Origin of the sequence: Aeromonas sp. 604443, assembly GCF_049170315.1 — a bacterium.
Taxonomy (GTDB): domain Bacteria; phylum Pseudomonadota; class Gammaproteobacteria; order Enterobacterales; family Aeromonadaceae; genus Aeromonas; species Aeromonas veronii_A.
This window is the reverse complement of record NZ_JAAKMI010000001.1, coordinates 281,238-304,639: the sequence shown is the minus strand read 5'-3', so window position 1 is coordinate 304,639 and position 23,402 is coordinate 281,238. Positions and strand designations below refer to the sequence as shown.

At 58.4% G+C, this 23,402-nt stretch carries 20 protein-coding genes; 9 read left to right on the top strand and 11 right to left on the bottom strand.

What is annotated here, in order from left to right:
• Positions 1–51: 51 nt before the first annotated feature.
• On the top strand, positions 52–648 hold the full coding sequence (locus G5380_RS01245; RefSeq protein WP_005336948.1) for an acetate uptake transporter: 597 nt from the start codon (positions 52–54) through the stop codon (positions 646–648).
• Between the two features lie 81 nt (positions 649–729).
• On the opposite strand, the gene G5380_RS01240 is transcribed toward G5380_RS01245, so the two are convergent.
• Both G5380_RS01240 and G5380_RS01235 read right to left on the bottom strand, forming a co-directional pair.
• Positions 730–1,494, bottom strand: coding sequence for a zinc-dependent peptidase (locus tag G5380_RS01240; protein ID WP_319920723.1), 765 nt, complete (start codon positions 1,492–1,494; stop codon positions 730–732).
• Between the two features lie 76 nt (positions 1,495–1,570).
• Complete coding sequence (locus G5380_RS01235; RefSeq protein ID WP_319920703.1) at positions 1,571–2,008, bottom strand: GNAT family N-acetyltransferase; 438 nt, start codon at positions 2,006–2,008, stop codon at positions 1,571–1,573.
• Positions 2,009–2,356: 348 nt separating this feature from the next.
• Here G5380_RS01235 and G5380_RS01230 point away from each other — a divergent pair, with 348 nt between their 5' ends.
• Positions 2,357–3,856, top strand: a complete 1,500-nt coding sequence (locus tag G5380_RS01230) for an alanine/glycine:cation symporter family protein (protein ID WP_421352235.1) — start codon at positions 2,357–2,359, stop codon at positions 3,854–3,856.
• A gap of 70 nt (positions 3,857–3,926) precedes the next feature.
• Here G5380_RS01230 and G5380_RS01225 read toward each other — a convergent pair whose 3' ends face one another.
• Positions 3,927–4,733 (bottom strand): crotonase/enoyl-CoA hydratase family protein, encoded by an 807-nt coding sequence (locus G5380_RS01225; RefSeq protein ID WP_216953774.1) that lies wholly within the window; start codon positions 4,731–4,733, stop codon positions 3,927–3,929.
• A 168-nt stretch (positions 4,734–4,901) separates the two neighbouring features.
• Between G5380_RS01225 and G5380_RS01220 the strand changes: the two genes are divergently transcribed.
• The 5 genes from G5380_RS01220 to G5380_RS01200 all read left to right on the top strand — a co-directional run bounded on the left by G5380_RS01220 (position 4,902) and on the right by G5380_RS01200 (position 11,144).
• The gene (locus tag G5380_RS01220) at positions 4,902–6,689 is read left to right on the top strand and encodes a putative nucleotidyltransferase substrate binding domain-containing protein (RefSeq protein ID WP_421352234.1); all 1,788 of its coding nucleotides are present in this window, start codon (positions 4,902–4,904) and stop codon (positions 6,687–6,689) included.
• A 2-nt stretch (positions 6,690–6,691) separates the two neighbouring features.
• Positions 6,692–7,318 carry a 3'-5' exonuclease gene (locus G5380_RS01215; protein ID WP_421352233.1) on the top strand — a complete coding sequence of 209 codons (627 nt, stop codon included), beginning with the start codon at positions 6,692–6,694 and terminating at the stop codon, positions 7,316–7,318.
• 105 nt (positions 7,319–7,423) lie between these two features.
• Positions 7,424–7,735, top strand: a complete 312-nt coding sequence (locus G5380_RS01210) for a DUF485 domain-containing protein (protein WP_040068110.1) — start codon at positions 7,424–7,426, stop codon at positions 7,733–7,735.
• On the top strand, positions 7,732–9,384 hold the full coding sequence (locus G5380_RS01205) for a cation acetate symporter (protein ID WP_040068108.1): 1,653 nt from the start codon (positions 7,732–7,734) through the stop codon (positions 9,382–9,384). Before G5380_RS01210 ends, G5380_RS01205 begins: the two co-directional genes overlap by 4 nt.
• A 167-nt stretch (positions 9,385–9,551) precedes the next feature.
• A complete protein-coding gene (locus G5380_RS01200; protein ID WP_040068106.1) occupies positions 9,552–11,144 on the top strand; it encodes an ABC-F family ATPase in 1,593 nt (530 codons plus the stop codon).
• Positions 11,145–11,350: 206 nt separating this feature from the next.
• Here G5380_RS01200 and ppiD read toward each other — a convergent pair whose 3' ends face one another.
• The 6 genes from ppiD to tig form a co-directional block, all read right to left on the bottom strand.
• On the bottom strand, positions 11,351–13,264 hold the full coding sequence (gene ppiD / locus G5380_RS01195) for a peptidylprolyl isomerase (RefSeq protein ID WP_421249224.1): 1,914 nt from the start codon (positions 13,262–13,264) through the stop codon (positions 11,351–11,353).
• A gap of 150 nt (positions 13,265–13,414) precedes the next feature.
• Positions 13,415–13,687: a nucleoid-associated protein HU-beta gene (gene hupB, locus G5380_RS01190; RefSeq protein WP_005315375.1), complete on the bottom strand. Its 273-nt coding sequence runs from the start codon at positions 13,685–13,687 to the stop codon at positions 13,415–13,417.
• Positions 13,688–13,927: 240 nt separating this feature from the next.
• The gene (gene lon, locus G5380_RS01185; RefSeq protein ID WP_319920699.1) at positions 13,928–16,282 is read right to left on the bottom strand and encodes an endopeptidase La; all 2,355 of its coding nucleotides are present in this window, start codon (positions 16,280–16,282) and stop codon (positions 13,928–13,930) included.
• Between the two features lie 141 nt (positions 16,283–16,423).
• Positions 16,424–17,698: an ATP-dependent protease ATP-binding subunit ClpX gene (gene clpX, locus G5380_RS01180; RefSeq protein ID WP_005336977.1), complete on the bottom strand. Its 1,275-nt coding sequence runs from the start codon at positions 17,696–17,698 to the stop codon at positions 16,424–16,426.
• A gap of 70 nt (positions 17,699–17,768) precedes the next feature.
• Complete coding sequence (clpP, locus tag G5380_RS01175; RefSeq protein WP_005336979.1) at positions 17,769–18,392, bottom strand: ATP-dependent Clp endopeptidase proteolytic subunit ClpP; 624 nt, start codon at positions 18,390–18,392, stop codon at positions 17,769–17,771.
• A gap of 86 nt (positions 18,393–18,478) precedes the next feature.
• Positions 18,479–19,789 (bottom strand): trigger factor, encoded by a 1,311-nt coding sequence (gene tig, locus G5380_RS01170; RefSeq protein ID WP_421249223.1) that lies wholly within the window; start codon positions 19,787–19,789, stop codon positions 18,479–18,481.
• 441 nt (positions 19,790–20,230) lie between these two features.
• Between tig and G5380_RS01165 the strand changes: the two genes are divergently transcribed.
• Positions 20,231–20,665, top strand: a complete 435-nt coding sequence (locus G5380_RS01165; protein WP_005336982.1) for a YccF domain-containing protein — start codon at positions 20,231–20,233, stop codon at positions 20,663–20,665.
• Positions 20,666–20,757: 92 nt separating this feature from the next.
• Positions 20,758–21,348, top strand: a complete 591-nt coding sequence (gene yfbR / locus G5380_RS01160; RefSeq protein ID WP_421249222.1) for a 5'-deoxynucleotidase — start codon at positions 20,758–20,760, stop codon at positions 21,346–21,348.
• A gap of 88 nt (positions 21,349–21,436) precedes the next feature.
• Here the strand turns inward: yfbR and lolE are convergent, their stop codons facing one another.
• Positions 21,437–22,678, bottom strand: coding sequence for a lipoprotein-releasing ABC transporter permease subunit LolE (lolE, locus tag G5380_RS01155; RefSeq protein WP_005336986.1), 1,242 nt, complete (start codon positions 22,676–22,678; stop codon positions 21,437–21,439).
• Positions 22,678–23,376, bottom strand: coding sequence for a lipoprotein-releasing ABC transporter ATP-binding protein LolD (gene lolD, locus G5380_RS01150; protein WP_421249221.1), 699 nt, complete (start codon positions 23,374–23,376; stop codon positions 22,678–22,680). Before lolD ends, lolE begins: the two co-directional genes overlap by 1 nt.
• Between the last annotated feature and the right edge of the window lie 26 nt (positions 23,377–23,402).

Below are 23,402 nucleotides of genomic sequence, written 5' to 3'. Positions count from 1 at the left end.
AAAATCGCGCGTCTTTTGTTAACCCCCACCTCTATTTTTGGAGAACGCCACGTGAGCGAAAAATTGGCCAACCCTGCCCCTCTGGGTCTGATGGGTTTCGGTATGACCACCATCCTGCTGAACATCCATAACGCAGGTTTCTTCCCCATCAGCGCCATGATCCTGGCCATGGGCCTGTGCTACGGCGGCATCGCCCAGATCATCGCTGGCATCATGGAGTACAAGCGTGGCAACACCTTCGGTGTGACCGCGTTCACCTCCTACGGCCTGTTCTGGCTGAGCCTGGTGTTCCTGCTGATCATGCCGACCATGGGTCTGGCCGAAGCCACTCCGCACGCCTACATGGGTTGGTATCTGCTGATGTGGGGCATGTTCACCCTGTTCATGCTGGTTGGCACCATCAACTACCCGCGCGCCAAGCAGTTCGTGTTCGCCTCCCTGACCGTGCTGTTCTTCCTGCTGGCCGCCCGTGACTTCACCGGCAGCACCCTGATCGGCACCATCGCCGGTTTCGAAGGCATCATCTGTGGCGCCAGCGCCATCTACCTGGCCATGGCCACCGTGATCAACGAACAGTTCGGCCGCACCGTGATGCCGATCGGCGATCACAAGAAAGCCGCCGCCGTACAGCTGAAAGCCGCTGCCTGATAGGCAAGCCACTCAGATTGTAAAAAAGGCACCCTCGGGTGCCTTTTTGCTATCTCGAATAACCATTCAACCGATCGGTTATCAGCTAAGTGACCCGGCGTCCACCTCCCCCGCCAGCAAGCGGGTCGCGGGAAAACGCTGCGCGGGATCCTGGCTAAAGAACTGGCTCAGTTGCCGGTATACCGCGGGATAGACCTGCTGCAGCCGCAGCGGATCGGTAAAGAAACACTCGCAACTGACGGCAAAAAATTCGGCGGGATGTTCAGCCGCATAGGGATCGATATCGGTCACTTCGTCCCGGTCGAGCTGCTGGCACAACTCGTCGAAGGCGCTCTGAAAGGCCTGTTGCCACAGCTGGCTGCTCATCTGCCCCGGCAATGGCGGCGCACCGTCCGCCTCACCGCCCAGCATATCGAGCTTGTGGGCCAGCTCGTGGATCACCAGATTAAAGCCGTCCCAGTCGCCATCTTGCTGCAGTTCGCTCCAGGCCAGCACCAGCGGCCCTTGCGGCCAGGATTCACCGGCGTTCTCCTCTTCAAACTCGCTCACCAGCCCGAACTCATCCTGTACTTCCTGACGCCGGGTCACGGGCTCGGGAATGATGATGATTTCGTGAAAGCCGCGATACCAGTCAAGGCCGAGGTGCAGAATAGGCAACGCCGCCTGCATCGCCAGCACCGCCTGTTGACGGCGGCTGAGCTCGACCCCGATCAGGGTCAGGGTCTTGCGCTTGAGTAGCTGTTGCCCCAACCCGATAAGCGTCGTCTGCTCGGTGTCGCTGAGCCCTTGCAAGATGGGCACTGCCGCCAGCGCCTGACGCCACAGTGCCAACTCATCCTCACTCATGGACGTTTGCGGGCGACCACCCAGCCATTTGAACCATCCCAGCACGCCTACTCCTTCTTTTGATACAAAAAACAGGTCACAGCAGTTTGACGAACCGTTTCGGCCGCTCCTGATAATCCTGCGCCAGATAAAAACGGTGAGCCGCCTCGCGCTTGAGACTGCTGGAAAGCTCCAGCTGGGCGCAACCTGCGGCCCGCGCCATCGCTTCGGCGCCCTTGAGCAGGGCTGCGCCCACTCCCGCCCCTCTTGCCCCTTCATCGACAACCAGCGCCGAGATCAGGCCCCAAGCTGGTGCAACATGCAGCGGTGCCAGTTTGTGCCACACCAGCACACCGACCACTCTGTCGGCCAGGGAGGCGAGCAGCACAACGCTCGCGGGATCCGGCGCCAACAGGCGCGCCGTCACGTCAGCGCCTTCGGCAGGATATCCCAATTGGGTGAACAAGTGGGCGATGGCGCTCCCGTCGTCGGCCTCAGGGGGACGGATCGTCAACGTCTCAGGGTCATTTTTCATTGTTGGCCTCATGTTTGCTTTCCATTGTGTTACGCCCGTCACATTGTCTGGCGCAGATCAACAAGGAGGATCTCATCTTTACTCATAGAAAACGCTGCCTGCCATTATCCCCCCACCCTTGTCAATTCACAAATTTGCAACAAGGCAACATTTTTCGCTGGGAAGCACCGATACAACTCGATATGTTACAAACCATGCATGGCGCGTGTTTGCGCTCTGCTTAACCCCTCAACCTCGCGCTCATTTGTTAACTGGATTGTTAACAAACAGGGCCGAAAACAGTGACAGAGAGCGAGGCCAAGATCTCGCCAAGACAGCGCCACAAACACAGCAAAGGAGTTGTTGTACATGAATGAAATCGTCAATGCCATCAATGGTGTAATCTGGAGCCCTGCGCTCATCTACCTGTGTCTGGGGGTCGGTCTTTACTTCTCCCTGCGCACCCGTTTTTTGCAACTGCGTCATATCAAAGAGATGGTGCGCCTGATGTTTGATGGCAAGAGCACCGATGCCGGTGTCTCCTCCTTCCAGGCGCTGGCCATGACCCTGGCCGGTCGTGTGGGTACCGGTAACATCGCCGGTGTGGCCACCGCCATCACCTTCGGTGGCCCGGGCGCCCTGTTCTGGATGTGGATGGTTGCCTTCCTCGGCGCCAGCTCTGCTTTCGTGGAGTCCACCCTGGGTCAGGTTTACAAAGAGAAGATCAACGGTGAATACCGCGGCGGCCCGGCCTTCTACATCGAGAAAGGACTTGGCATGAAGTGGTACGCCTGGACCTTCGCCATCGCTACCGTCTTCGCCTGCGGCGTGCTGCTGCCGGGGGTGCAGGCCAACTCCATCGGTTCAAGCCTGCAGACCGCCTTTAATATCGATCCGAACGTCACAGCCGCCGGTCTGGCGCTGCTGCTCGGCTTTATTATCTTCGGCGGCGTCAAGCGTATCGCCAGCTTCGCCAGTACCGTGGTGCCCTTTATGGCGCTGGGCTACATCATCGTGGCTTGCGTCATCATCGCCCTCAATATCGGCCAGCTGCCGGGCGTGATCCTGCTGATCTGGAAGAGCGCCTTCGGTCTGGATGCCGGTTTCGGTGCCATTCTGGGTCTGGCCATCATGTGGGGCGTGAAGCGCGGGGTCTACTCCAACGAAGCGGGTCAGGGTACCGGGCCGCACGCCTCCTCTGCTGCGGCAGTGAGTCACCCGGCCAAGCAGGGTCTGGTGCAGGCGTTCTCCGTCTATATCGACACCCTGTTCGTCTGCTCCGCCACCGGCTTTATGCTGCTGATCACCGGTCTCTATAACGTACAAGGGCCGGACGGCGCCGCCATCTACACGGGTATTGCCGGTATCGCAGCAGGCCCGGGCTATGTGCAGACCGCTATGGAGAGCATGATGCCGGGCTTTGGCAGCATTTTCGTGGCTATCGCGCTGTTCTTCTTCGCGTTCACCACCATCGTTGCCTACTACTACATCGCCGAAACCAACATCGCCTACATCAACCGCAAGATAAATCGCCCCTGGCTCACCTTCTTGCTGAAGATTGCGCTGATGGCTGCCACCGTCTACGGCACCGTCAAGACGGCAGATCTGGCGTGGGGCATGGGTGATATCGGAGTCGGCCTGATGGCATGGCTCAACATCATAGCCATTCTGCTGCTGCAAAAGACCGCCTTCACCTGTCTGAAGGATTATGAAGCGCAGCAGGCACAAGGTATTGACCCCGTATTCCACCCGGAGAAGCTCGGCATCAAGAACGCCGATTACTGGGTGGGCAAACGCTCCGAAGAGAACTTGGAGCGGGAGAAATCGGGCCATCAGTTCGAGCCGGATCAGGATCGCAAGATCTCCTAAACCGACACGAAATAACCGTTCGATAAAAATGGCAGCCTCGGCTGCCATTTCTTTTTCCTGTCACCTCATCTCAGAGCGGATTGCGGCGCGGCCCGAAGGGCAGGCGCCAGCGAAACAGGCTGTTAAGGGTGGCCCGCCACTGATTGGGTCGCCCCAGGATCTGCTTTTGCAAGCGGGTCTCTTCCTTCAGCATCGCCTCATCGCTGCGGGCCCAGGCCTGACTGTAGAGCTGCTTGATCCCCGCCAGTGCATCCGGCGACTTGGTGATAAGAGTGCGGGCAAACTCCCGCGCCTCCACCAGCGGATCGGCGCAGACCCGACTCACCAGCCCGAGGGATTTGGCCTCGATGGCATCCAGCTCGCGCCCGCTCATGGCCAGCTCCATGGCGGTATCCACTCCCATCAGGTTGCGCATGGTGACGCTACCGCTCATATCGGGAATGATGCCCCACTTGATCTCCATCACCGAGAAGCGGCAATCGGGGGTGCTGAAGCGAAAATCGGCGCCGAGCGCAATCTGCAAGCCACCGCCAAAACAGACTCCCTGGGTCACCGCAATCACCGGCACCGGCAGCTGGTGCCAGCCATAGGCAACCCGCTGGGCCAGATTGGTCGCCTCGTCTGCTTCACGCTTGAGAATATCGAGCGCCGCTACCGGCTGTCTCAGCATGGATTTCACATCCAGCCCGGCGCAGAAGGCTCGCCCCTCGCCATGCAGGATCACCGCCCGCAGCCCCTTGTGCCGGGCGAGCTGCGTCAATGTCTCATCGATGGCGCTGAACATGGCGCGGTCCAGCGCATTGAGTTTGTCCCCCCGCGTCAGCATCACTTCGGCAATCCCGTCGTGGATCTCGCACTTGATCCTTGGTTTTTCCATCTCCCTTGTCCTCCCCTTGATCCCTGAAACTGACTCACTGGTCATACCACCACGTTATCAGAGTGTGAACAGGCGGTACAGCTGAGACTAAAGTCGGCTGGTCGCCTCCCCCTCCCTTTGTCACACTGGGAGCTGCATGAGTGCCGCAAGCCAGCAGAGGACGCTGTCATGTCAACCCTGTTCAATTTTGCCAGACCACCGTTCGACCGACTGGATGAGGAGGCGCGCGAGCGGCTCTCCCGCCACCTCTCGCTCTGCTATTTTCGGGCCGGGGATCTGCTGCTCAAGGAGGGGGACGAGCCTCCCGGCCTCTATCTCATCATCAAGGGGGCGGTGGAAGAGTCGGCCCCTCACCACCAGTTTGGTGATTACGGGGTCGATGACCTGTTCGATGTGCGCGCCCAGTTTGACGGCCGCTGCCGCCACCGCTTCACCGCGCTGGAAGATAGCCTCTGCCAACTCATTCCTCGCCACACATTTCTGACGCTCTGTGAGCAGGATCCGCAGTTTGCCAGCTACTTCACCGCCAATCTGGCCGAGCGCCAACGCCAGCAGGAACAACGCGAACAACTGGGGCAGAAGAATCTGGCGGAGTTTATCCTGACACGCATCGAACCGGGCCACCTGCAGGCACCGCTTATCGTCGACAGCAAGTTGTCACTGCTGGCGGCGACCGAAGCCATGGTGAGCAAGGGGACCGATTGCCTGCTCTACCCAGCCCACGACGGCTCCCTCACGCTGGCAACCCGCAAGACCTTGCTCCATGCCCTGACCCTCAAGGGATTGCCGCTGACGGCCCCCCTCTCGGTGCTGACCCCCACGCCGCTCATCGGTCTGCCGCTGGAGAGCTATCTGTTTGATGCCCTGCTGCTGATGACCCGCCATCGCATCAAGCGACTGGTGGTGTGGCGCGGCAACGAAGTGGCGGGGATCCTGCAACTGACCCAGGTGCTGGGGCTCTTCTCTACCCACTCCCACGTGCTGACCCTGCGCATTGCCCGCGCCGACAGCCTGCCGGCGCTGGAGGCGGTCGCCCGCGAGCAGCAACAATTGACCCGCTCGCTGTTTGCCCAAGGGATCCACACCGCCTTTTTGATGAAACTGATCGCCACCATCAATGAACAGCTGATCGCCAAAGCCTTTGCGCTGGTGATCCCCCCCGAGGTGCAGGATAAGGTCTGCCTGCTGATGCTGGGCTCGGAGGGGCGCGGCGAGCAGATCCTCAAAACCGATCAGGACAACGCCCTGATCCTGCCAGAGGGGCTGACATGGCCCACCCAGACAGCCGATCTGGCCGAATTCAGCGGCCTGCTGGAGCGACTCGGCTACCCGCTGTGCCCCGGGCAGGTAATGGTGAACAATCCGGCCTGGGTAAAAACAGGCGATGAGTGGCAAAGCGCCATTGCCAGCGCCTGCACCACGGCCAGTGAGGAGGAGCTGCTCTGGCTCGCCACCCTGGCCGATGCTCACCCCATCGCGGGGGATCGACAGCTGCATCTGCCTGTTGCCAGAGCGCTGCGCGAGCAGTTGGCGGACAGGCGGAATCTGCTGGCGGAGATGGTGCGACCGGCGGTGGCCTTCCATGCCCCCCTCACCCTGTTTGGCAGGCTGGAGCAGCCACCTGAAGGGCTGGATCTGAAGCGAGGCGGCCTGTTTCCACTGGTACACGGCATCCGCATGCTGGCCCTTGAGGAGGGCATACTGGAAACCTCGACCCTGGGGCGCATCGACGCGCTAGTGGCCGCCGAGCGGCTCAGTGCCGACTATGGCAGCAATCTGGCGGAGGCGTTCCGGCTCTTTATTCGGCTGAGGCTGCGCAGCCAGCTCAAGGGGGGCAATAGTCGGGTGCAGACAAGCGAGCTTAGCCACAGCGAGCGGGATCTGTTGCGTCAGGCGCTGCATCAGGTGAAGAAATTCCAGCAGTGGCTCACCTTGCACTTTCGTCTGAGACAATAGTCATGTTGAGCCGCGCTCGACGATACTGGTATGGCCGTGCGTTCCGAACTGGCGAGTTCGCGCCGCTCTTTGCCACCCCACCGGAAGATGAACGGATCGCCCTCGATTTCGAGACCACCAGTCTCGATCCCGAGCAGGCCGAGATCGTCTCCATCGGGGCGGTGCGCATTCAGGGCAACCGGCTGCTGACCGGTGAGGCCCTCGCCATCAAGGTACAGCCACCGGCCAGCCTGACCAGCCAATCTGTGGTGATCCACGGTCTGCGCCATCAGGATCTGCAACAGGGAATGGAGCTGGAAGCCGCGCTGCGCCTGCTGCTCGACTATATCGGCCCGCGCGAACTGGTGGGCTATCACCTCGCCTACGATCTGCGTATTCTCAATCTCGCCTGCCAAAAATTGTGGGGATTGACCCTGCCCCAGCGAGGGATCGAGGTGAGCCAGCTTTATCATGACCACCTCTATCGCCGCTACCCCGATGCTGCGATTGACCTCCACTTGAGTGCCATCTGCCGTCACTTGGCGCTGCCCCCCCTGCCCGCCCACGATGCCCTTGCCGATGCCACCACGGCCGCGCTTATCTACCTGCGCCTGACCTGCGGCTCGCCGCTCACTTATCCCAAAGTCTAATTGTCGAGAAATAACATTTAATTCACATTTTGCTTACATGAGCAGATTGCCTGCTCGTCGGGGTTACCCCATCCACCGCTGACACTCATGTCATGGAGAACTGCAATGGAACAGCAAAGCTATCTGAGGATCCAGCAAGATCCCAACTTCCAGGAGCTGGTCGCCAAGCGCCAGCGTTTTGCCTGGGCCCTCTCGGCTCTGATGCTGGGACTCTACCTGGCGTTTATTCTGCTCATCGCCTTTGCCCCCGGTTGGCTGGGCACCCCCTTGAGCGAAGGTTCGACCATTACTCGCGGCATTCCTGTCGGGGTAGGATTGATCCTCTCCTCCTTCGTGTTGACCGGCGTCTATGTCTTTCGCGCCAACGGCGAGTTTGATGAACTGAACCAGAAGATCCTCAAAGGGGTGCAATCATGAAAGGCAAGTTGCTGCTGTTGACCTCACTGGCCTCCTCTCCCCTGCTGGCGGCCGATGCAATCTCTGGCGCCGTGGAGCGTCAGCCCCTTAATGTCGCCGCCATCGTGATGTTTCTGGTGTTTGTGGCCGCTACCCTGTTCATCACCTACTGGGCCTCCAAGCGCAACCGCTCGGCTTCCGACTACTATGCGGCCGGTGGCCGTATCACCGGCTTCCAGAACGGTCTGGCCATCGCCGGTGACTATATGTCCGCCGCCTCCTTCCTCGGGATCTCCGCGCTGGTCTACACCTCCGGCTACGATGGCCTGATTTACTCCATAGGTTTTCTGGTGGGCTGGCCCATCATTCTGTTCCTGATCGCCGAACGGCTGCGCAACCTCGGCAAATACACCTTCGCCGATGTCGCCTCATATCGTCTCAAACAGACTGAAGTGCGCACCCTCTCCGCCTGCGGTTCGCTGGTGGTAGTCGCCCTCTACCTGATCGCCCAGATGGTCGGTGCCGGCAAACTGATCGAGCTGCTGTTTGGCCTGCAATACCATGTGGCCGTGGTGCTGGTTGGTATCCTGATGGTGCTCTACGTGCTGTTTGGCGGCATGCTGGCCACCACCTGGGTGCAGATCATCAAGGCAGTGATGCTGCTCTCCGGTGCTAGCTTCATGGCCATCATGGTCATGAAATCGGTCAACTTCGACATCGGCGCCCTGTTTAGTGAAGCGGTCAAAGTGCACGAGAAAGGCTCCGCCATCATGAGCCCGGGCGGGCTGGTCTCCGACCCCATCTCCGCCATATCGCTCGGTCTGGCATTGATGTTCGGTACCGCCGGCCTGCCCCATATCCTGATGCGCTTCTTCACCGTGAGCGATGCCAAAGAGGCGCGTAAATCGGTGTTCTACGCCACTGGCTTTATCGGTTACTTCTACATTCTCACCTTCATCATCGGTTTTGGCGCCATCCTGCTGGTAAGCACCAATCCGGCCTTCAAGGATGCCACCGGCGCCCTGCTGGGCGGCACCAACATGGCAGCCGTCCACCTGGCTGATGCAGTGGGTGGAAGTCTGTTCCTCGGCTTCATCTCTGCCGTGGCATTTGCCACTATTTTGGCGGTAGTTGCCGGATTGACCCTGGCCGGTGCCTCTGCGGTCTCCCATGACCTCTATGCCAGCGTGTTGAAGAAGGGCAAGGCCAACGAGACCGATGAACTGCGCGTCTCCAAGATGACGACTCTGGTGCTGGGTGTGGTTGCCATTGGTCTGGGGATCCTGTTCGAGAAGCAGAACATCGCCTTCATGGTCGGTCTGGCCTTCTCCATCGCCGCCAGCTGCAACTTCCCGGTGCTGTTCCTCTCCATGTTCTGGTCACGCCTGACCACCCGTGGCGCCGTCTACGGTGGCTGGCTGGGACTGGCGAGCGCAGTGACCCTGATGATCCTGGGTCCGACCGTGTGGGTGAAAGTGCTGGGCCATGCCCAGGCCATCTTCCCCTACGAATACCCTGCCCTCTTCTCCATGGGGTTGGCCTTCATCGGGATCTGGTTCTTCTCCATCACCGACAGTTCCCAGAACGCCGCCGACGAGCATGCCAAGTTCCTGCCGCAGTTCGTTCGCTCCCAAACCGGGCTGGGGGCCTCTGGCGCAACTTCCCACTAACAGATCAAGTTCATCCTTCCAAGCCGGCTTCAAGCCGGCTTTTTTTATTGCCCATCAATCGGCTGCACGCCCCGCTTGCCCCGATCAAGATCACACTTCTCGCTAAAACTTTCGGGGGATCTGTGCCATAATGCGCGCCATTTGACAGACCAATCGGGACACATACCTTGTTAAGCAGCAACAACATCACCATGCAGTTCGGCGCCAAGCCGCTGTTTGAGAACATCAACGTCAAGTTTGGCGGCGGCAACCGCTATGGCCTTATCGGCGCCAACGGCTGTGGCAAGTCCACCTTTATGAAGATCCTCGGTGGTGATCTGGAGCCCACTGGCGGTAATGTGAGCCTGGACGTCAACGAGCGCATCGGTAAGCTGCGTCAGGATCAGTTCGCCTACGAAGATATGCGCGTACTGGACGTGGTCATGATGGGTCACACCGAGCTGTGGGCGGCTATCGCCGAGCGCGATGCCATCTACGCCAACCTCGAAGCCACCGACGAAGACTATATGAAGGCCGCCGAGCTGGAAGGTCTGGTTGCCGAGTATGACGGCTACACCGCCGAAGCGCGCGCAGGCGAGCTGCTGCTGGGTGTCGGCATTCCCCTTGAGCAGCACAACGGCCCAATGAGCGAAGTGGCCCCAGGCTGGAAACTGCGGGTGCTGCTGGCACAGGCCCTCTTCTCCAACCCTGACATCCTGCTGCTGGACGAACCGACCAACAACCTGGATATCAACACCATTCGCTGGCTGGAGCAGGTGCTCAACGAACGTGAAAGCACCATGATCATCATCTCTCACGACCGTCACTTCCTGAACTCCGTCTGTACCCACATGGCGGATCTGGACTACGGCGAGCTGCGCGTCTACCCGGGCAACTACGACGACTACATGCTGGCCGCCACCCAGGCGCGCGAGCGTCTGCTGGCCGACAACGCCAAGAAGAAGGCCCAGATCGCCGATCTGCAATCCTTCGTCTCCCGTTTCAGCGCCAACGCCTCCAAGTCCCGTCAGGCGACCTCCCGTCTCAAGCAGATCGACAAGATCAAGATTGAGGACGTCAAGGTCTCCAGCCGCCAGAACCCCTTCATCCGCTTCGAGCAGGACAAAAAGCTCTATCGCAACATCCTGGAAGTGGAAGGTGTATCCAAGGGTTATGGCGACGGTCCCCTGTTCAAGGGCCTCAACATGATGATGGAAGTGGGCGAGAAGGTCGCCATTCTGGGTACCAACGGTATCGGTAAATCCACTCTGATCAAGACCCTTGTCGGCGCACTGGCACCGGATACCGGCACCATCAAGTGGTCCGAGAACGCCCAGATCGGTTACTACGCTCAGGATCACGCCGAAGACTTCGACACTGATCTCAACGTGTTCGACTGGATGGCCCAGTGGAAACAGGAGAACGAAGACGAGCAGGCTGTACGCTCCATACTGGGCCGTCTGCTCTTCTCTCAGGACGACATCAAGAAGCCGGTCAAGGTGCTCTCCGGTGGTGAGCAGGGTCGCATGCTGTTCGGCAAGCTGATGATGCAGCGCCCCAATATCCTGATCATGGATGAGCCGACCAACCACCTGGACATGGAATCCATCGAATCCTTGAACATGGCGCTGGAGCTCTACCAAGGGACCCTGATCTTCGTCTCTCACGACCGCGAATTCGTCTCCTCTCTGGCGACCCGTATCCTAGAGCTGACCGAAGATGGCATCCGCGACTTCGGCGGCACCTACGAGGATTACCTGCGCACCCAGGGCGTGGTGTAACCCCCGCCTTGCAAGCTCGCAATGAAAAACCGGCACACACGTGCCGGTTTTTTTATATTCCGTATTTAGACGACTGAGATGGCGTATAGCCGCGGTGTGACTGCACGCCACAGAGTAGAGAGCAGAGCTTAAATATCCCCCTCTTGCCCACAGATAAAAAAACGGCTCCATCACGGAGCCGTTTTCAATGGATTGCGCAGTGCCGATTACTCGACGGTTGCTTCCACACTGGTGAAGTACTCGATCTTGGCAGCTTTGCGCAGCTCGTCGATCAGAGACTTGTAATCTACCTGGGCTTTGCCCTGACCCAGCTGAGCTTGCAGCATGGCGGCCATGCCGGATGCGGTGGCAGGGACGTTGACCTTGTCCAGCGCAACTACAACGCGGTCACCATTGGTCTCGGCAACCAGAGCCACGCTCGGCTTGCCGTCGACCGGATGAGGCAGTGTGAACGCCTGGGCAATCAGGTTCTGATCCAGCTCGCGATCGAAGCGGGCAACCCCTTTGTGGGTCTCCACTTTCAGACCGAGTGCAGTCAGATCGGCGGTGATGCTCTCACCGACTTTCAGCTTGTCCAGCAGGCCCTGGGCCTTGCCACGGGCTACTTCGCTAGCCTTGTCATGCTTGATGGCGGCAATCACCTGCTCTTTCACCTCGGCCAGCGGCTTGACCGCTTTGGGCTTGTGACCAGTGATGTGCAGCACCAGCGCCTTGCCGTCAGCCAGCTCGATCACGTCAGAGTTGGTGTTGTCATCGCGCAGCTGTTCGGAAAACGCCACGGAGAGCACCTTGGGATCGTTCAGCGGAGCCGGAGCAGTCGCCTGGGTGAAGAAATCGGAAGATTGAACCTTCATCCCCATGGCATCAGCGGTCAGATCCAGCGAGTCCGGGTTTTCGAAGCTGTTGTCAGCCATCTTCTGCTGCTCGGCGAAGAACTTCTCCTTGGCCTTGTCAGCTTGCAGACGAGTGATGGTCTCTTCTTTCACATCGGCAAACGGCTTGGTCTGGGCTGCTTCAACCCCCAGCAACTTGATGATGTGGAAACCGAACGGGCTCTTCACCACGCCGGAGAGATCGCCAGCCTTGTTCAGGGCGAACGCGGCTTTCTCGAAGGCCGGATCCATCACCCCTTTCTCGAACCAGTCCAGCTCGCCGCCTTTTTTGGCAGAGAAGGTATCGGAAGAGTCAGCCTTGGCCAGCGCAGCGAAATCATCACCCGCCTTGGCTTTGGCCAGCACGGCTTCTGCTTTCTGCTCGGCCGCTTTCTCATCCTTGCCAAACGGGATAAGGATGTGAGCCACGTGGCGACGCTCGGCACGCTGGAACAAGTCCTGATGCTGGTCGTAGTAATCCTGGGCATCCTGCTCGGTGACCTTGATATCCTTGGCGAGGTTGGCAGCGTCCAGCAGCAGATAGTCGACCTTGACCTGCTCGTCGTTCATGAAACGGGCGCCATTGGTCTTGTAGTACTGCTCCAGCTCGTTGTCGGAGACCTGAACATCAGCCATGTAGTTGGCGGCAGCCAGACGCACCAGACGCAGATCGCGAGTCTGGTTGTAGAGCTTGTCGAGCTGCTCCGCTTCGCCCTTGAGGGAGAATTCGGTGCCCAGCAGGGCGCTCATCAACTGTTGACGCACCATGTCCTGACGCAGGGAGTCACGGAACATTTCAGGAGTCATGCCGGCACGACGGATCAGCTGCAGATAGCGGTCATTGTTGAACTTGCCGTTCTCGGCAAATTCCGGCATGGCCACGATGGCTTGCTTGATCTGCTCATCGCTGACGCGCAGACCCAGTTCACGGGCCTTGCTGTCCAGCAGCGCCTGATCGATCAGGCGATCCAGCACACCGCGGCGGAACTGTTTCATGTAATCGGGGTTCGCGGCCAGCTGGCTGAATGCCTCTCCCATCTGGGATTCCATGCGGGCGCGCTCGTTGCGGTAGGCATTTTCCAGTGCGGTTGCACTGATCTCGGTGCCATTGACGGTGGCGGGGGCGGTACGGGCCGGGCCGTTCAGGTAACTACCTACACCAGCCAAGGCAAAGGAGAGGATGATCAGGCCCAAGATAACCTTGGCTACCTTGCCCTGCGCCCCTTCGCGTAGTTTATCCAACATCATGTTTGTACTTATGCTCCCGAACTCGATGGGCGTAAACAATAAAAAGGCGCACCGATTGCGATGCGCCTTGGTCAATCAGTATGAGAGAAGACTCTCTAACTTGTCTGGTCTGCGACCAAGGACGGTAGCCGACGGATATCAGCGACCGACTTAGTTAACAGCGTCTTTCAGGGCCTTACCGGCTTTGAAGGCAGGAACTTTACCAGCAGCGATTTCGATGGTCGCGCCAGTCTGCGGGTTACGGCCTGAACGGGCAGCACGCTCGCGTACAGCGAAAGTACCGAAACCAACCAGAGCAACCTGGTCACCCTCTTTCAGCGCTTCACCAACAGCATCAATGAAGGCATCCAACGCACGGCCAGCGGCAGCTTTGGAGATATCGGCACCGTCTGCAATCTTGTCAATCAGTTGAGATTTATTCACTCTTATATTCCCCTTTTATCGAACACCGCTGCGGCGCTGATTTCCCTGGCCACAACAAGTGGAGGTTTTATAGCAAGCCTCCTGATCAGTTGCAAGTGACAATCTGGCGCAAACCCGCGCCACACAAAGCATTGCGACTCATCACGAGTACCCGATCGGTGGTCAAGGCTACTTCCGTTATCGGGCGCATGCAAGCCTTAACCACCCGTCGAATGCGCCAAATTTGCGGCGCATCAACATTTACACGACAGAAACGCGCTCAAACCCCTGCGGATTGTCCTGCAACGCCAATTCCAGCACCTCGTCAATCCAGCGAACCGGATAAATTTCAAGGTCTTGTTTGACGTTTGCCGGGATCTCCTCAAGGTCACGCTCGTTCTCTTTCGGAATAAGCACTCGCTTGATGCCGCCACGATGGGCTGCCAGCAACTTCTCCTTGAGACCGCCGATGGGCAGCACTTCGCCGCGCAAGGTGATCTCCCCTGTCATCGCCACATCAGCACGAACCGGATTACCGGTCAAGCTGGAGACCAAGGCAGTACACATGGCGATACCGGCGCTCGGACCATCTTTGGGGGTGGCCCCTTCCGGTACGTGCACGTGGATATCGCGCTTCTCGTAGAAGTCGGCATTGATCCGCAACTTCTCGGCACGGGTACGCACCACCGTCATGGCCGCCTGAATGGACTCCTGCATCACTTCACCGAGAGAACCGGTATAAGTTAGCTTGCCTTTGCCCGGCATGTTGGTGGTCTCGATGGTAAGCAGATCGCCCCCCACTTCGGTCCACGCCAGACCACATACCTGACCAATCTGGTTCTGGTCGGTGGCTTTACCGTAATCGAAACGCTGTACCCCGAGGAACTCCTTGAGGTTGGCCTGATTGACCTGAACATGCTTGATGCTCTTGTCCAGCAGGATGCGCTTGACCGCTTTGCGACAAATCTTGGAGATCTCGCGCTCCAGACCACGAACCCCCGCCTCGCGGGTGTAGTAACGGATCACCCCGACCAGGGCAGAATCCTCGATGGTGATCTCGGACTCTTTCAGACCGTTGCGCTGGATCTGCTTGGCAACCAGATGCTGCTTGGCAATGTTGAGCTTCTCATCTTCGGTGTAACCGGAGAGACGGATCACCTCCATCCGATCCAGCAACGGACCCGGGATGTTCATGGAGTTGGAGGTGGCCACGAACATGACGTCCGACAGGTCATAATCCACTTCCAGATAGTGATCGTTGAAGCTGTTGTTCTGTTCCGGATCAAGCACTTCCAGCAAGGCAGAGGCGGGATCGCCGCGCATGTCCGAGCTCATCTTGTCGATCTCGTCGAGCAGGAACAGCGGATTCTTCACACCGACTTTCGCCATCTTCTGGATGAGTTTGCCAGGCATGGAACCGATATAGGTACGGCGGTGACCACGGATCTCCGCTTCGTCACGCACCCCACCCAAGGCCATCCGCACATATTTGCGGCCTGTCGCCTTGGCGATGGATTGGCCCAACGAGGTCTTGCCCACACCGGGAGGCCCAACCAGACAGAGGATGGGGCCCTTGAGCTTGTTCACCCTTGCCTGTACCGCCAGATATTCGAGGATGCGATCCTTGACCTTCTCGAGGCCATAGTGATCGGCATCCAGCACCTCTTGCGCCTTGCCAAGGTCTTTCTTGACCTTGGATCGCGCCTTCCACGGCACCTGTACCATCCAGTCCACATAGCTGCGAACCACGGTAGCCTCGGCGGACATGGGAGACATCATCTTCAACTTGGCAAGCTCGGCCTGGGCCTTTTCACGGGCATCTTCCGGCATGCCAGCCTCTTCAATCTTGCGATTGAGGGCTTCAAACTCATCCGGGCTATCTTCCAGCTCACCCAGCTCTTTCTGGATGGCCTTCATCTGCTCGTTGAGGTAATACTCGCGCTGACTCTTTTCCATCTGCTTCTTGACGCGAGTACGGATGCGCTTCTCGACCTGCAGCAGGTCAATTTCCGACTCCATCATCGCCATCAGGAATTCGATGCGCTCGGAAACCGAGACGATCTCCAGCACCTTCTGCTTGTCTTCCAGCTTGAGCGGCATGTGGGCCGCCATGGTGTCAGCCAGACGCGCAGCATCGTCGATCGCCGAGATCGAGGTCAGTACCTCGGGCGGGATCTTCTTGTTGAGCTTGATATAGCCTTCAAACTGGCCGATGGCGGAGCGAACCAGCACTTCCTGATCCTTCTCCTCAATGGCTTGGGAGGGGATGTATTGGGCCTCGCAGACAAAGAAATCCTTGTCGTCGATCATCCGCTCCAGGCGGGCACGCTGTCCCCCCTCTACCAACACCTTGACGGTGCCGTCCGGCAGCTTGAGCATCTGCAGAATATTGGCCACTGTCCCGACGGTGAAGATCTCCTCCACCGTTGGCTCATCGGTTGACGCATCCTTCTGGGCCACCAGCAGAACTTTCTTGTCCTGCTCCATGGCCGCTTCCAGACAGCGAATGGATTTTTCCCGCCCCACAAAGAGTGGAATGACCATGTGGGGATAAACCACCACGTCACGAAGAGGCAGGACGGGAATCTCGATGCGTTCTGAACGCTCTAGGTTCATATATGTCCTCTCGGCTTGTTATACCGTTGGCAAAGCGCTTGGCTGAGTATATGGGGGCGCTGAGATGAGATTCAATCGCCGAAACCGTAAAAAGCATGAAAGGGGCAAAAAGCCCCTTCCATTTGATTAAAAATCAGACATTTACTCTGATGCAGCAGCCTGGGTTTCGGGATTTTCGTAGATCATCAAGGGCGCGGAGTCCCCTTTGATCACGGTCTCGTCGATCACCACCTTGCTGACCCCTTCCAGAGAAGGCAGGTCATACATGGTATCCAGCAACACGGCTTCCACGATGGAACGCAGACCACGAGCACCGGTTTTACGCTCCATCGCCTTGCGGGCAATGGCGTTGAGTGCGTCGTCACGGAACTCCAGCTCGACCCCTTCCAGATCGAACAACGCAGCGTACTGTTTGGTCAGCGCGTTTTTCGGCTCTTTCAGGATCTGGATAAGCGCAGACTCGTCCAGCTCGGTCAGGGTCGCGACCACCGGCAGACGGCCGATGAACTCGGGGATCAGACCATACTTGATCAGATCTTCCGGCTCTACCTTGGCGAAGGTCTCGCTCAGGGTGGCCTTGGCATCCTTGGATTTCACCTCGGCGCCAAAACCGATACCGGTTCCCTTCACGGAACGCTGCTCGATCACCTTGTCCAGACCGGCAAAGGCACCGCCACAGATGAAGAGGATCTTGGAGGTATCAACCTGCAAGAACTCCTGCTGCGGATGCTTGCGACCACCTTGCGGCGGCACGGAAGCGATGGTCCCTTCGATCAGCTTGAGCAGTGCCTGCTGTACCCCTTCCCCGGAGACATCGCGGGTGATGGAGGGGTTGTCCGACTTGCGGGAGATCTTGTCGATCTCGTCGATATAGACGATGCCACGCTGGGCTTTCTCTACGTCGTAGTCGCACTTTTGCAGCAGCTTCTGGATGATGTTCTCCACGTCCTCGCCCACATAACCGGCTTCGGTCAGGGTGGTCGCATCGGCCATGGTGAACGGCACATCCAGCAGACGAGCCAGAGTCTCGGCCAGCAGGGTTTTACCGCTACCGGTCGGGCCAATCAGCAGGATGTTGGATTTGCCGAGCTCCACACCACTGTTTTCGCCGCTGTTGCGCAGACGCTTGTAGTGGTTGTAGACGGCAACGGCCAACACCTTCTTGGCGTACTCCTGCCCGATCACATAGTCATCGAGATGAGCGCGGATCTGATGAGGGGTCGGCAGCTCGTTACCATCGCGCTTGGGCGAGATCTCGCGGATCTCTTCGCGGATGATGTCGTTGCACAGCTCGACACACTCATCACATATGTAGACGGAAGGGCCAGCGATCAGCTTGCGCACTTCATGCTGGCTTTTGCCGCAAAAAGAGCAGTAGAGCAGCTTATCACCCTCACCCTTGCGTTTCTCTGTCATTCAGCAACCTCGTTTTATCAATAGAGGATGGATCGGCCTGTTGAGTTTACAACAGACCGGGACACCCTGCTCAGCTACGCTGGCTCAGGACACCGTCTACCAGACCATAGGCCACGGCCTGCTCGGCGGACATGAAGTTGTCACGATCGGTGTCACGCTCGATGGTAGCCATGTCCTGACCGGTGTGGAACGCCAGGCGCTCGTTCAGGGTATTTTTAATCTTCAGGATCTCCTGGGCGTGGATCTGGATATCAGATGCCTGACCCTGGAAGCCACCCAGCGGCTGGTGGATCATCACACGGGCATTAGGCAGGCAGAAACGCTTGCCCTTGGCGCCACCGGCCAGCAGGAAGGCACCCATGGAGCAGGCCTGCCCCATGCAGACGGTGCTGACATCCGGCTTGATGAACTGCATGGTGTCGTAGATGGACATGCCCGCAGTCACCGAACCACCCGGCGAGTTGATGTAGATATAGATGTCCTTGTCCGGATTCTCGGACTCGAGGAACAGCAGCTGGGCAACCACCAGATTAGCCATGTGATCTTCAACCTGACCAGTCAGGAAGATCACCCGCTCTTTCAGCAGACGGGAGTAAATATCGTAGGAACGTTCACCCTTGGCAGTCTGTTCGACCACGATGGGGACCAGCGCATTGCTGGGAGAATCGGTCATATCGTTATAGTTCTTGTACATAAGGCATTGTCCCTAAAATAAAATGGCCCGAGTGGAGATCACACGAGCCATTATACTTAACAGTCTTGACCTTAAGTCAAATGTTCTTAGGCAGCGGCGCCAGACTTGTTGATCACTTCGTCAAAGGCAACTTCTTTTTCGGTCACTTGCGCTTTGGACAGGATCAGGTCGATGGCTTGATCTTCTACTGCCAGGTTACGAACGCCGTTCAGCATCTGTTCGTTCTTCTGATAGTACTCGATCACTTCCTTCGGATCTTCGTAGGCAGTCGCCATGGACTCGATGATGCTGTTTACACGGGCATCGTCAGCCTTGATCTCGTTGGTGCGGATCACGTCTCCCAGCAGCAGGCCTACGCGTACACGACGCTCGGCTTGAGCCTGGAACAGTTCAGCCGGCAGCTCGGGAGCGTTACCGCCCTGGAAACCACCGAAGCGCTGCAGAGCCTGCTGACGCAGAGCATCGATCTCTTGAGCAACAGCTGCTTTCGGCAGGTCGATTTGGTTGGCTTCAACCAGACCGTTCAGAACCTGCTCTTTCACGCTGTTTTTCAGGGCTTGAGCCAGTTCGCGCTCCATGTTCTTGCGCACTTCGGCTTTCAGCTCTTCAACAGAACCGCTCTCGATACCGAAACGCTTGACGAACTCTTCGGTCAGCTCAGGCAGGATCTGCTCTTCAACCTTGATCAGCTTGGAAGCGAACTTGGCTTCTTTGCCTTTCAGGTTTTCAGCGTGGTAGTCAGCCGGGAAGGTCACTTCAATGGTGAACTCGTTGCCCGCTTTCTTGCCCAGGATGGCGTCTTCAAAGCCCGGGATCATGCGGCCAGCGCCCAGCACCAGGTTGAAGCCTTCAGCTTTGCCGCCGTCGAACTCTTCACCGTCGATGGAACCGACGAAGTCCATGGTCACACGCATGCCATTGGCAGCGGCAACATCGGCATCAGCCCAGGTAGCGTGCTGCTTGCGCAGGGTGTCGATCATGTTGGCCAGATCTTCATCCTTCACGGTCGCAACCGGCTTCTCGACCTTGATGGTCTCGAGACCTGCAACTTCGAACTCCGGGTACACTTCGAAAGTGGCGGTGAACTCGAAATCCTGACCTTCTTTGATCTCTTTCGGATCCATGGTCGGGGCACCGGCCGGGCTCAGTTTGTTTTCGATGATGGCTTTGATGAAGTTGCTCTGCATCATTTCATCAGCAACGCGGGCGTGAGCCATGGCGCCGAACATCTTCTTGATGATGGCAACCGGAGCCTTGCCAGGACGGAAACCGTCGATGCGACGAGTTTTGGCCAGGCCATTCAATTCTTTACGCACAGCGGCGTCTACGGTAGCAGCCGGTACAGTGATGGTAAGACGGCGTTCCAGACCCTGGGTTGTCTCTACAGAAACTTGCATTCTTCTACCTCGTTCAACTCAGCACTGTGTGCTGACCCTTTATTGCCCCTGGGCAAAGCCCGGAGTCTTCCTGTTTATAAAGACAACGATATGTCTTTGTGATGAGAAAATATGACGCGGCATTATAGCGGCGCACTTTGGTCGAGTCGAGCCACACATCCCCCACATTGAGCGGCGTGCAAGCACAATTCGTGCAAAACTGCCCTTTATATGGGGAGAGAGGTGCCCGACTTCAACTATCCGATGGCAATAATTTTGCGTTTGTTCACCTTTTTTCATCCGAACGCCGCTTTATTGCCCATTTTTCACCGAAAAACAGCCCACCGTTGCGGGCGGCGACTCAATTTGTCCAGCCAAATGGCGATTGGGCCAATCAACCATTGCGTCCCTACCCCTCCCTCGTTATGGTGGCAACCAAATTGATGATCTGGAGTCACTCACATGGCCTTTTTCCGCTTCTTGTTCAATCTGCTCTGGTTTGTACTGGGAGGTGTCTTTATGGGCCTGGCCTGGTGGCTGGCCGGTCTTGTCTGCTTTATCTCGCTGGTCGGCATCCCCTGGGGACGTGCCTGCTTCGTGATCGGCACCTTTACCTTCTTCCCGTTTGGCAAGCAGGCCGTCAATCGCAAGACCATGACTGGCCAGAGCGATATCGGCACCGGCACTCTGGGGCTGATTGGCAATATCCTCTGGTTCGTGCTGATCGGTGTCTGGCTCGCCATCGGCCACATCGCTTCCGCGCTGGCCTGCTTCGTGACCATTATCGGTATCCCGTTCGGTATCCAGCATCTCAAGCTGGCACTCATCAGTCTGGCGCCTATCGGCCAGATGATTGTGACCAATCAAGAGGCTGAATCGGGCCGCTATATCCGCTAAACACGGGAAATGCGCGGGCAGACGCTGCCCTGCAACGAAAAAAAGGGCAGACTAGGGTCTGCCCTTTTCTATTCTCTTTTGTTGAGGCCGTCATGTTACCCAGCCACTTTTTCGCCAATCTCGCCCGCATGAAACTCATCTACCGCTGGCCCCTGATGCGCAACATCCAGCCGGAAAACATTGCCGAGCACAGCCTTCAAGTGGCCATGGTGGCCCATGCCCTCGGCATCATCAAAAATCGACTGTTTGGCGGCAGCGTGAATGCCGACCGCGCCGCCGTGATGGCCCTCTACCACGATAGCAGCGAGGTGCTGACCGGCGATCTGCCCACCCCGGTCAAATACTTCAACCCCGAAATTGCCCGCGAGTACAAGAAGATAGAGCTGGCCGCCGAGCAGCGTCTGCTTGGCATGCTGCCGCCGGAACTGGTGGAGGACTTTCGCCCCCTGCTCGATTCGGCAGCCCAGGATGACGAGCTGGCCAGGCTGGTCAAGGATGCCGACACCCTCTGCGCCTATACCAAGTGTCTGGAGGAGATCAACGCGGGCAACCGGGAGTTCGAACCGGCTCGCAAGCGCCTCGAGGCCATGCTGGCAGCCCGGATGAGCGAGGAGATGCGCTACTTTATCGATATCTTTGTGGCCAGCTTCTCCCTGCCGCTCGATGAGCTGAACGCTCACTAAGCCAGTCTACATGACCTGAAAACAGAAGAGCCCGCCGGTTTAACACCGGCGGGCTCTTCGTCTTTATCAGCGGATTAGATGCAACCCATCAGTGACCCAGCTCGCGAGATGGCACCAGACCGCTCGCCCGCCAGGCGGGATAGAGGGTCGCCACCAGACTCATCAGGATGGCGGCGCCCGTCACGATAAGCAGATCCTGCATATGCAACTCGGTCGGCAAAAAGTCGATAAAGTAGATATCCGGATTGAGGAAGCGGTGACCGATGAGCTTTTCGACAACGCTCAGGATCTGGGTCAGCTTGCTGGAGAGCAGCCCGCCCAGCAGGGCGCCGAGCAGGGCACCGGCCACGCCGTTGACCATCCCCTGAATGACGAAGGTGAGCCGGATCTGGCCGGGGCTCGCCCCCATGGTTTTCAGGATAGCGATCTCGCTGCGCTTCTCGTTCACCGCCATCACCAGGGTGGAGACGATGTTGAAGCAGGCCACTGCCACCACCATCAGCATCACCACATACATGACGGTACGCACCATCTGGATGTCCTGATAGAGATAACCCTGGCTGTTCATCCAGCTGCGGATGTAAACATGATGAGGGAACTGCTGCGCCGCGGCGATCGTAATATTTTGTGCATTAAGCACATCGCTCACCCGCAGGCTGAAGCCCTCCACATCGCTGCCCATGCCGGTGATCGCTTGCGCATCGGCCAGATGCATAAAGCCGAGCAGGCCGTCGAGCTGACCGCCGATCTCCAGCAGCCCTACCACGGTCAGGGCTTCGCGGCGGGGATTCTTGATCCCCGCCTGATCGCCCCCTTGCGGCAGCAGCAGGGCAACAGAATCCCCCACCTTGACCCCCAGCTTGTCGGCGATGGTCTTGCCAAGGATCACCCCACGTTCACCCGGTTGCAGCTCACGCAGACCACGGCCCGTCATGTATTTGCCGGCATCCGACAGATTGGCTTCCAGATCGGGCAGCACGGCGCGCAGTTGCACCCCCTTGAGGGCAGAGCCATGCTCCAGCAGGCCATTGAGGCGAATGACCGGCGCAGCCGCCTCAACGCCCGGCTGGGCCAGCAGATAGTCACGCAGACGTGGCCAATCCGGCAGCGGCCGCTCGACGGCGTCCAGCTCACCTTGCGGCACGACCGAGAGCACCCGATCTTTAAGCTCCCGCTCGAAACCGTTCATGGCGGAGAGGCCCAGGATCAACGCCATCACCCCGAGGGCAATACCGATCAGGGAAGAGGCAGAGATAAAGGCGATAAACCCGTTGCGACGGCGGGAGCGGCTGTAACGCAGGCCCAGAAAGAGGGGCAGCGGTTTGAACATCAGGCAACCTCCGCCATCACGCCGCTCACCAGGGTCACCCGGCGATGGAGCTTGGCCGCGAGGCTCAAGTCGTGAGTCACTACCACAAACGCAGTGCCCAGTTCACGATTCAGTTCACACAGCAGTTCGTACACCGCGGTGGCACTGGCGTGATCCAGATTGCCGGTAGGCTCATCCGCCAGCACCAGACTCGGTTCGTTGACCAGCGCCCGGGCAATGGCCACCCGCTGACGTTCGCCACCGGAGAGCTCGGAGGGACGGTGATTCAAGCGATGGGAGAGCCCCACCCGCCCCAGCATCTTGGTTGCCTTTTCGGTGGCAACCGCCACCGACTCACCGGCGATCAGCAGCGGCATGGCCGCATTTTCCAGCGCACTGAACTCGGAGAGCAGGTGGTGGAACTGGTAGACAAAGCCCAGCTCGCGGTTGCGAAAACGGGCCTGGCTACGGCTGTCCCAATGGTGGATATCCTCCCCCTTGAACAGCACGGCGCCGCTGGAGGGGTTGTCCAGCGCCCCCATCAGATGCAGCAGAGTGGTCTTGCCGGAGCCCGAGCTCCCCACCACCGCCAGCATTTCACCGGGCGCGACGCAGAGATCGATCCCCTTGAGCACCTGAGTCTCCAGCTCCCCCTCTTTATAGACATGATTGAGCGCCTGGCAGCGCAGCAGAGGTTCACGGGATACGGCTTCATTCATAACAGGGGCTCCACTTGCCTCGGTAA

Coding starts and splice junctions, on each gene's coding strand:
- G5380_RS01210 (WP_040068110.1), top strand. CDS start 7,424: ATGGAACAGCAAAGCTATCTGAGGATCCAGCAAGATCCCAACTTCCAG.
- ppiD (WP_421249224.1), bottom strand. CDS start 13,264: ATGATGTTGGATAAACTACGCGAAGGGGCGCAGGGCAAGGTAGCCAAG.
- clpP (WP_005336979.1), bottom strand. CDS start 18,392: ATGTACAAGAACTATAACGATATGACCGATTCTCCCAGCAATGCGCTG.
- G5380_RS01240 (WP_319920723.1), bottom strand. CDS start 1,494: ATGAGTGAGGATGAGTTGGCACTGTGGCGTCAGGCGCTGGCGGCAGTG.
- clpX (WP_005336977.1), bottom strand. CDS start 17,698: ATGACAGAGAAACGCAAGGGTGAGGGTGATAAGCTGCTCTACTGCTCT.
- tig (WP_421249223.1), bottom strand. CDS start 19,789: ATGCAAGTTTCTGTAGAGACAACCCAGGGTCTGGAACGCCGTCTTACC.
- lolD (WP_421249221.1), bottom strand. CDS start 23,376: ATGAATGAAGCCGTATCCCGTGAACCTCTGCTGCGCTGCCAGGCGCTC.
- G5380_RS01235 (WP_319920703.1), bottom strand. CDS start 2,008: ATGAAAAATGACCCTGAGACGTTGACGATCCGTCCCCCTGAGGCCGAC.
- lolE (WP_005336986.1), bottom strand. CDS start 22,678: ATGTTCAAACCGCTGCCCCTCTTTCTGGGCCTGCGTTACAGCCGCTCC.
- yfbR (WP_421249222.1), top strand. CDS start 20,758: ATGTTACCCAGCCACTTTTTCGCCAATCTCGCCCGCATGAAACTCATC.
- G5380_RS01165 (WP_005336982.1), top strand. CDS start 20,231: ATGGCCTTTTTCCGCTTCTTGTTCAATCTGCTCTGGTTTGTACTGGGA.
- G5380_RS01225 (WP_216953774.1), bottom strand. CDS start 4,733: ATGGAAAAACCAAGGATCAAGTGCGAGATCCACGACGGGATTGCCGAA.
- G5380_RS01205 (WP_040068108.1), top strand. CDS start 7,732: ATGAAAGGCAAGTTGCTGCTGTTGACCTCACTGGCCTCCTCTCCCCTG.
- G5380_RS01215 (WP_421352233.1), top strand. CDS start 6,692: ATGTTGAGCCGCGCTCGACGATACTGGTATGGCCGTGCGTTCCGAACT.
- G5380_RS01230 (WP_421352235.1), top strand. CDS start 2,357: ATGAATGAAATCGTCAATGCCATCAATGGTGTAATCTGGAGCCCTGCG.
- G5380_RS01220 (WP_421352234.1), top strand. CDS start 4,902: ATGTCAACCCTGTTCAATTTTGCCAGACCACCGTTCGACCGACTGGAT.
- lon (WP_319920699.1), bottom strand. CDS start 16,282: ATGAACCTAGAGCGTTCAGAACGCATCGAGATTCCCGTCCTGCCTCTT.